Source organism: Novosphingobium sp. (assembly GCF_040398825.1).
Classification (GTDB): Bacteria; Pseudomonadota; Alphaproteobacteria; order Sphingomonadales; family Sphingomonadaceae; genus Novosphingobium.
The window spans coordinates 1-7942 of the sequence record NZ_JBBATI010000059.1 but is presented as its reverse complement, the minus strand read 5'-3'; the positions used below and the strand labels follow the sequence as shown (position 1 = coordinate 7942).

The following is a 7942-nucleotide window of genomic DNA, read 5'->3' as shown; positions in this document are numbered from 1 at the left end:
GTATCATTGGTGGTCGGCTCCTCAGCGAAAACGTCCCCCGGACGTTTTCGTGCTCCTCGTCGCGGGAGGCGGGGCGGGGGGTCTGACTGCACGTCAGTGCAGTTAATTGTCAGTGCCGAAAATGGCGCATTCCCGTAAACACCATGGCCAGGCCCGCTTCGTCGGCCGCGCGGATCACCTCGTCATCCCGCATCGATCCACCGGGTTGAATCACGCAGGTGGCCCCGGCCTCGACCGCGGCCAGCAGCCCGTCGGCAAACGGAAAGAACGCGTCGGAGGCAACCGCCGATCCGACCGTGCGCGGTTCATCCCAGCCATGCGTTTCGGCAGCTTCGCGCGCTTTGGCGGCGGCAATGCGCGATGAATCGCGGCGGTTCATCTGTCCCGCACCGATTCCGGCGGTGACGCCATCGCGGGCATAAACAATCGCGTTGGATTTGACGTGTTTGGCCACGGTCCAGGCAAACCGTGCATCGGCCAGTTCGCGTGGGTTCGGCGCGCGTTTGGTCACCACGCGCAAATCGTCCGGATCAATCTGCCCGTTGTCGCGGTCCTGCACCAGCAATCCGCCCGCAATCGGCACCATGGTCAGCGCTGCGCGCGTCGGCTGCGGCAGTTCGGGCATGATCAGCAGGCGCAGGTTCTTTTTGCGCGCAAACACCGCACGCGCGGCGTCATCGGCGCCCGGTGCCACCACCACTTCGGTAAAGATCGCGGTAATCGCCTCAGCAGTTGGGCCGTCAAGCGGGACATTGACGGCAACGATCCCGCCAAACGCCGATACCGCATCACAGGCCAGTGCGGCGTTCCATGCGTCGATCAGGCCGGGTGCGCTGGCGACGCCGCAGGGGTTGGCATGTTTGACAATGACCACCGTTGGCCCGGCATCGGCAAATTCGGCAACCAGCTCGATCGCGGCATTGGCGTCGTTGTAATTGTTGTACGACAGTTCTTTGCCCTGGACCTGCTCGGCCTGGGGCAGGCCCACGCCGGGGGCCCCGCGCGGTACATACAGCGCCGCCGCCTGGTGCGGGTTTTCGCCATAGCGCAAGGTCGTCACCAGCTGGTGCGCCTGTACCAGCGTATCGGGAAAATGCTGGCCCTGGTCGACCCGCGCGAACCACGCCGCGATCGCCGCATCATATCCCGCGGTCGCAGCATAGGCCTTGGCGGCCAGGCGGCGACGGAACGCCAGCGTGGTGCCGCCATCGGTTGCCGCCAGTTCCGCCACCAGCGCGTCATAATCGGCCGGATCGGTCACAATCGCCACATAATCGTGGTTCTTGGCTGCGGACCGCACCATGGATGGCCCGCCGATGTCGATGTTTTCAATCGTTTCGTCGCGCGAAGCGCCGCGCGCCACAGTCGCTTCGAACGGATAGAGGTTGACCACCACCAGATCGATCGCGCCAATGTCATGTTCGGCCATGGCCGCCGCGTGTTCGGGGTTGTCGCGCACCGCCAGCAGCCCGCCGTGAACCTTGGGGTGCAGGGTCTTCACCCGCCCATCCATCATTTCCGGGAACCCCGTCAGTTCGGCAATGTCGCGCACGGTCAGGCCGGCGTCGCGCAGCGTTTTGGCGGTACCGCCGGTCGAAACCAGTTCTACCCCGCGCGCAGCCAGAGCCTGGCCCAGCGCGACCAGACCCGTTTTGTCGGACACCGATAGCAGTGCCCGGCCGATTTTTATGTCTTGCAACGTCTTGTTCCCGAATCGTGTCTGATTTTTTGTTTCGTGGGTGCCCGGGCCATCACCTGGCGCGATCGTCCGCGCAACCGTTGCTGGCCGATGCCTTACCGCATCTTCTTCAGCAACCAGGAAAACGTTTCCCCGCTGCGCGAAACCTTGGCCGAAATGACCAGTTGGCGGGTGGCGACCGGCCGGCCTTCGCCATCGGCCCACAGGCTTTCCTCGATCACCACCGGATCGCGGCCCGACCGGAACTGCCACAGGCTGCCATCGGGCAGCGCCAGCGATATGCCCAGCCCGTCGCGGCCTTGCGCCAGTTCGATGTGCGGGCCCAGATGAAAACGCAGGATCACCGCGATCGTGCCGCGTTTTCCCCGGCGGCCAGTCGGCACCAGGCAATCTTCACCGCGCAATTCGCTGCCATCATCGCGCAGGATCAGGATGCGGCGGTGGGTCAGGCCATAGCGCGCGCTGTACCCGTTATGGCTGGCCTCAAGCCGGGTGGCGCCCGCGCCGGGGCCATCACCGGCCAGCGTCCGGCGGTCGATATCCACCTCTGACACGCCGGTGCCCAGTTTGCCGTTGATCAGCACCGCGGTGGAATTGAAATCGTCGATGGTCAGCGTGGAATGCGCGGCAGTCGCCCGCAAACCTTGCGCCAGGCGCACCGGGATCAGCCCGCCGGCGCAGGCCCCGCCGCCACAATTGACCAGAATCCGGTCGGCACCATGGCTGAATTCCACTGCCAGCGTCGATGCACAGCCATCGCGCGCATGGCGGGCAACCGGCGGCGGCGCGGCATCAAACAACAGGATCGACCGTTGCGCGGCAACCCGCTGGTACCCCCATTGCCGCGCATCGCGCAGCGGCCGAGTGCGCACGCCGGTGGCGCTGATCAAACTGGCGATGCGGTTGGCGGTAATGGCATGCGCGCCCTGCCAAGCACCCAGCGCGCCATCACCGTGCAGCACCGCCAGCAGCGGCGGCACCAGCAGCGCCAGAATGGTTTCGATCTGCACCGGCGGCTCGGCGCGCACCGCGGCATAACAGGCGCGCAACCGCACCAGCAATTCGATCGCTTCAATCTGGCACAGCGGGCTGCGCGACAGCACGCCGCCATCGTCGCCAACCAGATCGCCCAGCGCGCGCACCAGTCCTGCCTCTCCATACAGGCGGCGCGCGCGGCCATCGGCGAGCACCAGCCCGGCCGCAGTGATGGCCGTCCAGCCGGCGACTTCGGCCAGTTTGTCTTCGGCCCGGCCGACATTGCGATCCAGCCACAGAACTGTGGTTTCTACGGCATGGAGCGCGCGGCTGCGAAATTTACGATCCTGGCCTGACAGGATCAGCGGGGCATGGATCAGCCAGCCCAGCACCCGGTGCGCCACATTGCCGACATCCCAGGCCGGGGTCGCATCGGGGCGCGGGTTGGCTGTCAGCCAGCGCCCCAGGATGCGTTCAGCAACGGCGGTGCATTGCGGGCGCGGGGCACAGGCCTCCAGATCGGCCAGCCAGCCAAACCCGTGCACCAGCCGTTCCAGTGGTGGCGCCAGACGCGGCCCGGAAAATTCGATATCGGCGATCGGTGCCTTCAACCCGTGCAGCAGGAAATGCCCGGCACGCAACGCGGTTCCGGCCGAGGCATTGCCGGATAGCGGGTTGGCCACCGTCGCGGTCAATCGCGGCGGGGTGCGTTTGGCCAGCGGGTTGAACGTGCGCGATCCCAGACCAAGGCGATAGGCCAGCCGCACCAGCCGTTCGCCAGCGGTAACCTGCGGTGGGGAAAAATCCGCCAGCGCCAGCGCGCGCGCCGGTTCGATCATGCCCGGTTCAATCAGATGGGGCTCAATCAGATCCGGTGCGTTCATTTCGGACCCGGCCAGCGCATCATCGGTGGCACCATAAACGGGATCTTGTTCGGCATGGTGTTCGGGCCCGGGCCCAAGCGGGATGGCCATACTGCGCGCACGCGGGGCTGATCCGGCACCAGGCCGGGCGGTGGTCAGGCCGGTGGACGTACCGCGTCTGGCCATCGGGCTCAACCAGCCCCCTTCAGGATAGCGATATTGGCGGCGTAATGGTCGGGCCCACCGCGAAACGTGGCGGTCCCGGCCACCAGCACATCGGCCCCGGCGGCCACACAGGCGGCGGCGGTGGCCTGGTCAACCCCGCCATCAACCTCCAGATGGATCATGCGCCCGGTCTTGTCGATCATCTTGCGGATCGCCTCAATCTTGCGCAACTGGCTGGAAATAAAGCTTTGCCCGCCAAATCCGGGGTTTACGCTCATCACCAGCACCAGATCGATGTCATCGATCAGATAATCCAGCGTTTTGGCCGGGGTCGCGGGATTGAGCGATATTCCGGCCTTTTTGCCCAGCGCCTTGATCGCCTGCACCGTGCGGTGGACATGCGGCCCGGCCTCGGGATGAACGGTGATGATATCCGCGCCGGCGGCGGCAAACGCCTCAAGAAACGAATCCACCGGCGAAATCATCAGGTGCACGTCGAACGGCTTGGTCGTGTGCGGGCGCAGCGCCTTGACCACGGCAGGCCCGATGGTCAGGTTGGGAACGAAATGCCCGTCCATCACGTCGACATGGATCCAGTCGGCACCGGCCGCATCGATCGCGCGGATCTCTTCGCCCAGACGCGCAAAATCGGCGGACAGGATCGATGGTGAAATCAGCGGTACGGTCATGTCGTCCCTAAGGTCATTGGGCGGTGGTCATGGCAGCAACCCGGTCCATTTGAAGCGTGACGCAGACAGATCGGCGGCGGCACGATTGTTGTGTTCTGGCAGTTCACTCCGGCGCTTCATCCAGGGCCGCGCCAATGACGCAATTTCCCCCTATGCCCGATGCATTGGCGATAACCACCGCGCTATGCCGCCACAAGCGGGTTCAGCGGCGTTTTCCACACGCTCTGTCGCGATTTGCGCCATTTCCGTCGGTTTTGCCCGTGCACACCCGCCGTTCAGATCCGGTTTAACCGCAATCGGGTTAAACCGGTGCAAGGCCGGCGCTGCAATTGTGCCGGTTATGCGACAAATGGCTACGCCGTCACTGCCTTGCATGGCGCGTAGGTTTGGCGCATGGCGAACGGATTGGATGCTGTCGGGTGATGCTTGCCATGGGTTTGGTCGACTGGTTCGGCCAGCGTATTGTCCGGCCTGCGGGTGATGTTGGCGTTGCCGCGGCATCCCGAATTGCGGCCATCGCGCTGGCGGTTGTCGCCGGGATTGCGGTGGCTGTTCCATCCGCCCGGGCCGCGCCACCCTGTCTGGGCCCGGCCTCTGGCACCTGGATCACGATCGCCGTGGATGGCGTACGCAACGCCGATGGTCAGGTTGCAACCACGGTCTACGCCGATGATCCCGACCGATTTCTGGTCAAGAACGGTTCGCTGTACGTCGTGCGCACGCCGGCGGTGGCCGGGGTGACCAAATACTGCGTCTTTTTGCCCCAGACCGGTGTCTATGGCATCGCCATCTATCACGATGAGGACAATTCGGGCACGATCAACCGCGCCGGGGTGCTGGGCATTCCGACCGAGGGTTTCGGATTTTCGAACAACCCGCCGACCCTGGCCAGCTTGCCCACCTTTCGGTCGGTGCGGTTGAATGTGCCCCGCACCAATCTGGCCACCACCATCCACCTGAAATATCCTTAGAACCTGCGCAAGGATGGGCGTATGATCACCCCTGGCGGCGCGACTGTGCGGCCCGAAATTCTGGTCGCCGCGCCGTTGCCGGCAGTGACCATGGCCACGCTGGAGAGCACGTTTACCGTCCATCGGTGGTGGGAAGCGGTGCCCGACGAAGCGCTTGCCCGCGTACGCGGCATGGCTGCCAGCACCCTGGCCGACGGGATTGGCGAGGCGCTGTTTGCGCGGTTACCAGCGCTTGAAATCATCGCCAATTTTGGTGTCGGTTATGACAATGTCGATATTGCTGCGGCCGTGCGCCGGGGCCTGATCGTGACCAACACTGCGGGCGTGCTGGATGAGGAGGTTGCCGACCTGACGCTGGCGCTACTGCTTGGCACGGTGCGGCGTCTGTCTGCTGCCGAACGATTTTTGCGCGCTGGCGCGTGGGAAACGGGCTCGTTTCCGCTCTCGCCGACCTTGCGCGGCCGGCGCATCGGCATTGTCGGGCTGGGCGGTATCGGCAAGGCGGTGGCGCGGCGGCTGGCAGGCTTTGCGGTCGATATCGCCTATCACGGGCGCCACGCACAGCCCGATGTGACCTGGCCCTGGTATCCGTCGGTGCACGCGCTCGCCACGGCCTGCGATGTGCTGATCGTGATCGTCCCGGGCGGGGCGACCACGCGCCATCTGATTGATGCGGCGGTGCTCGCCGCACTCGGCCCCGATGGCGTGCTGATCAATGTGTCACGCGGCAGTGTGGTGGACGAATCCGCGCTGGTTGCTGCGCTGGACAATGGCACGATCCTGGCGGCCGGGCTGGATGTCTATGCCGATGAACCGCATGTGCCCGACGCTCTGCTCCGCTGCACCAATGCCGTGCTGCTGCCGCACATCGGTTCGGCCTCGGTCGTCACGCGCGCCGCGATGGGGCAGATGATGATCGACAACCTGGTGGCGTGGTTTGCCGGGCGGCCGCCGCTGACCCCGGTGCCCGAAACGCGGCATCTGTTGCCGGGCTGATCGGTAAGGATCCAACCTGGTCAGGGCAGGGGCGGTGCGCCAATCTCCGCCAGCGCGCGGGCCAGATGCCAGGGCGCGGTTTCCTCTGCCAGGGCGTGATAATGGGGATCGTCGATGTCGATCCACCACGCATCCTCGATATCGAGCGTCGCGGCGCGGTTGTAATGCGCCAGCGCCTGCACCCCTTCGGACAGCGATCCCGGCTTGCCCGCGGCAATCGACGCGCGAATCGCCGGGGCCAGTTCGGGCGTGGCCAGAAACGCGCCGCAATCGACCGCATCATAGCGCGTGATCGTCTTGCCGATCGCGCGGATCAGGCCGCGGTCGTCGGTTTCCACCCAGGTCGCATCGTCGGGATCGATCAGCGGGCTGTCGATGCGGCGGTCAATCGCCAGCGTCAGCCCACGGTCGGCGGGCGATTCTGCGATCAGGCGCGCCAGGATATCGACGTCGAACAGATGGTCGGCCATCATCAGCAGATAATTGCCATCACAACGCGTGGCCCCGGCCACCACCGAATGACCATTGGGGGTGGACCAGTCGGCCAGCCGCACCGGCACAATGGTGATGCCCAGCCGCAACGACAGGCTGGCCAGAAAAGTCTCCAGCCGGTCTGCTTCGTGGCCGGTCACCACTACCACGCGTGTGATGCCGGCCAGCATGGCCTGGCGGATGGACAGTTCGATGATCGGCACGCCGCAAACCGGCGTCAGGGGTTTTGATGGCGATAGCGCGGCCAGCCGGCTGCCATACCCGGCGGCGATGATCAACGCATCCATGCGTTATGGTTCCCCCACGCCGGCCGATTGGCGGCCCAGCCCTGCGAATGCCTGTGATTTTATCGAAGCACCATTCGCGGCAATGGCACCACGGGCGGCGGCGGCAGGGTGCCGCGACCGCCCGGTGCCAGCCGGCAGACGGTGACTATTCCGCTGCCAGCGCGGGCTCGGTAATGTATTCTTCGACCAGTTGCGCGGCGACATCATCGCTGAACTGCTGTGGCGGGTGTTTGCAGAAATAGGCCGATGGGCCAATCAGTGCCCCGCCTTCGCCGCGTTCCAGCGCCACTTTGCAGCAGCGAATCGCATCCATCACGCAGGCGGCGGAATTGGGGCTGTCTTCAACCGACAGCCGCAATTCCAGATTCATCGGCACATTGCCCCACTGCGTGCCTTCAAGCCGCAGGAAGCACAGCTTGTTATCCTTTTGCCACGGCACATAATCGGATGGGCCGACATGGATATTTTCATCGGCCAGGCGTTGCGCCAACATGGCCTGCACCGCCTCGGTCTTTGATTCCTTTTTGCTGCCCAGCCGCTGGCGATCGAGCATGTTCATGAAATCGGTGTTGCCGCCGGTGTTCAGCTGATAGGTTTTTTCAACCGTCACGCCGCGCGCGCCAAACAGGCTGGACAACACGCGGTGAACGATGGTCGCGCCGATCTGCGCCTTGATGTCATCACCCACGATCGGCAGGCGCTTGTTACGGAAACGTGCCTCCCACTCAGGGGTGCTGGCGATGAACACCGGCATGCAGTTGACCACCGCAACGCCCGCTTCCAGCGCACATTCCATATAAAATTC

The 7942-nt window shown here is 64.8% G+C and carries 7 protein-coding genes; 2 read left to right on the top strand and 5 right to left on the bottom strand.

Going from position 1 to position 7942, the window contains the following annotated elements:
- Positions 1-109 precede the first annotated feature (109 nt).
- The 3 genes from purH to rpe all read right to left on the bottom strand — a co-directional run bounded on the left by purH (position 110) and on the right by rpe (position 4391).
- Positions 110-1699 carry a bifunctional phosphoribosylaminoimidazolecarboxamide formyltransferase/IMP cyclohydrolase gene (gene purH / locus ABWP89_RS18020; RefSeq protein ID WP_353231030.1) on the bottom strand — a complete coding sequence of 530 codons (1590 nt, stop codon included), beginning with the start codon at positions 1697-1699 and terminating at the stop codon, positions 110-112.
- Positions 1700-1794: 95 nt separating this feature from the next.
- Positions 1795-3723 (bottom strand): heparinase II/III family protein, encoded by a 1929-nt coding sequence (locus tag ABWP89_RS18015; protein ID WP_353231029.1) that lies wholly within the window; start codon positions 3721-3723, stop codon positions 1795-1797.
- A gap of 5 nt (positions 3724-3728) precedes the next feature.
- Entirely contained in the window at positions 3729-4391 is a 663-nt protein-coding gene (rpe, locus tag ABWP89_RS18010; RefSeq protein ID WP_353231028.1) for a ribulose-phosphate 3-epimerase, read from the bottom strand.
- Positions 4392-4822: 431 nt separating this feature from the next.
- Between rpe and ABWP89_RS18005 the strand changes: the two genes are divergently transcribed.
- Together ABWP89_RS18005 and ABWP89_RS18000 are read left to right on the top strand one after the other, a co-directional pair.
- Positions 4823-5362 carry a DUF2141 domain-containing protein gene (locus tag ABWP89_RS18005; RefSeq protein ID WP_353231027.1) on the top strand — a complete coding sequence of 180 codons (540 nt, stop codon included), beginning with the start codon at positions 4823-4825 and terminating at the stop codon, positions 5360-5362.
- Positions 5363-5383: 21 nt separating this feature from the next.
- On the top strand, positions 5384-6358 hold the full coding sequence (locus ABWP89_RS18000; RefSeq protein WP_353231026.1) for a 2-hydroxyacid dehydrogenase: 975 nt from the start codon (positions 5384-5386) through the stop codon (positions 6356-6358).
- A gap of 20 nt (positions 6359-6378) precedes the next feature.
- On the opposite strand, the gene ABWP89_RS17995 is transcribed toward ABWP89_RS18000, so the two are convergent.
- The gene (locus ABWP89_RS17995; RefSeq protein WP_353231025.1) at positions 6379-7137 is read right to left on the bottom strand and encodes a phosphocholine cytidylyltransferase family protein; all 759 of its coding nucleotides are present in this window, start codon (positions 7135-7137) and stop codon (positions 6379-6381) included.
- A 145-nt stretch (positions 7138-7282) separates the two neighbouring features.
- Positions 7283-7942: inositol-3-phosphate synthase (locus tag ABWP89_RS17990; RefSeq protein ID WP_502915328.1), on the bottom strand; the 660-nt coding region annotated here is incomplete at its 5' end.

Bases quoted from the DNA above. Each gene is read 5' to 3' on its own strand.
- ABWP89_RS18015 (WP_353231029.1), bottom strand. From the start codon at position 3,723: ATGGCCAGACGCGGTACGTCCACCGGCCTGACCACCGCCCGGCCTGGT.
- rpe (WP_353231028.1), bottom strand. From the start codon at position 4,391: ATGACCGTACCGCTGATTTCACCATCGATCCTGTCCGCCGATTTTGCG.
- ABWP89_RS18005 (WP_353231027.1), top strand. From the start codon at position 4,823: ATGGGTTTGGTCGACTGGTTCGGCCAGCGTATTGTCCGGCCTGCGGGT.
- ABWP89_RS18000 (WP_353231026.1), top strand. From the start codon at position 5,384: ATGATCACCCCTGGCGGCGCGACTGTGCGGCCCGAAATTCTGGTCGCC.
- ABWP89_RS17995 (WP_353231025.1), bottom strand. From the start codon at position 7,137: ATGGATGCGTTGATCATCGCCGCCGGGTATGGCAGCCGGCTGGCCGCG.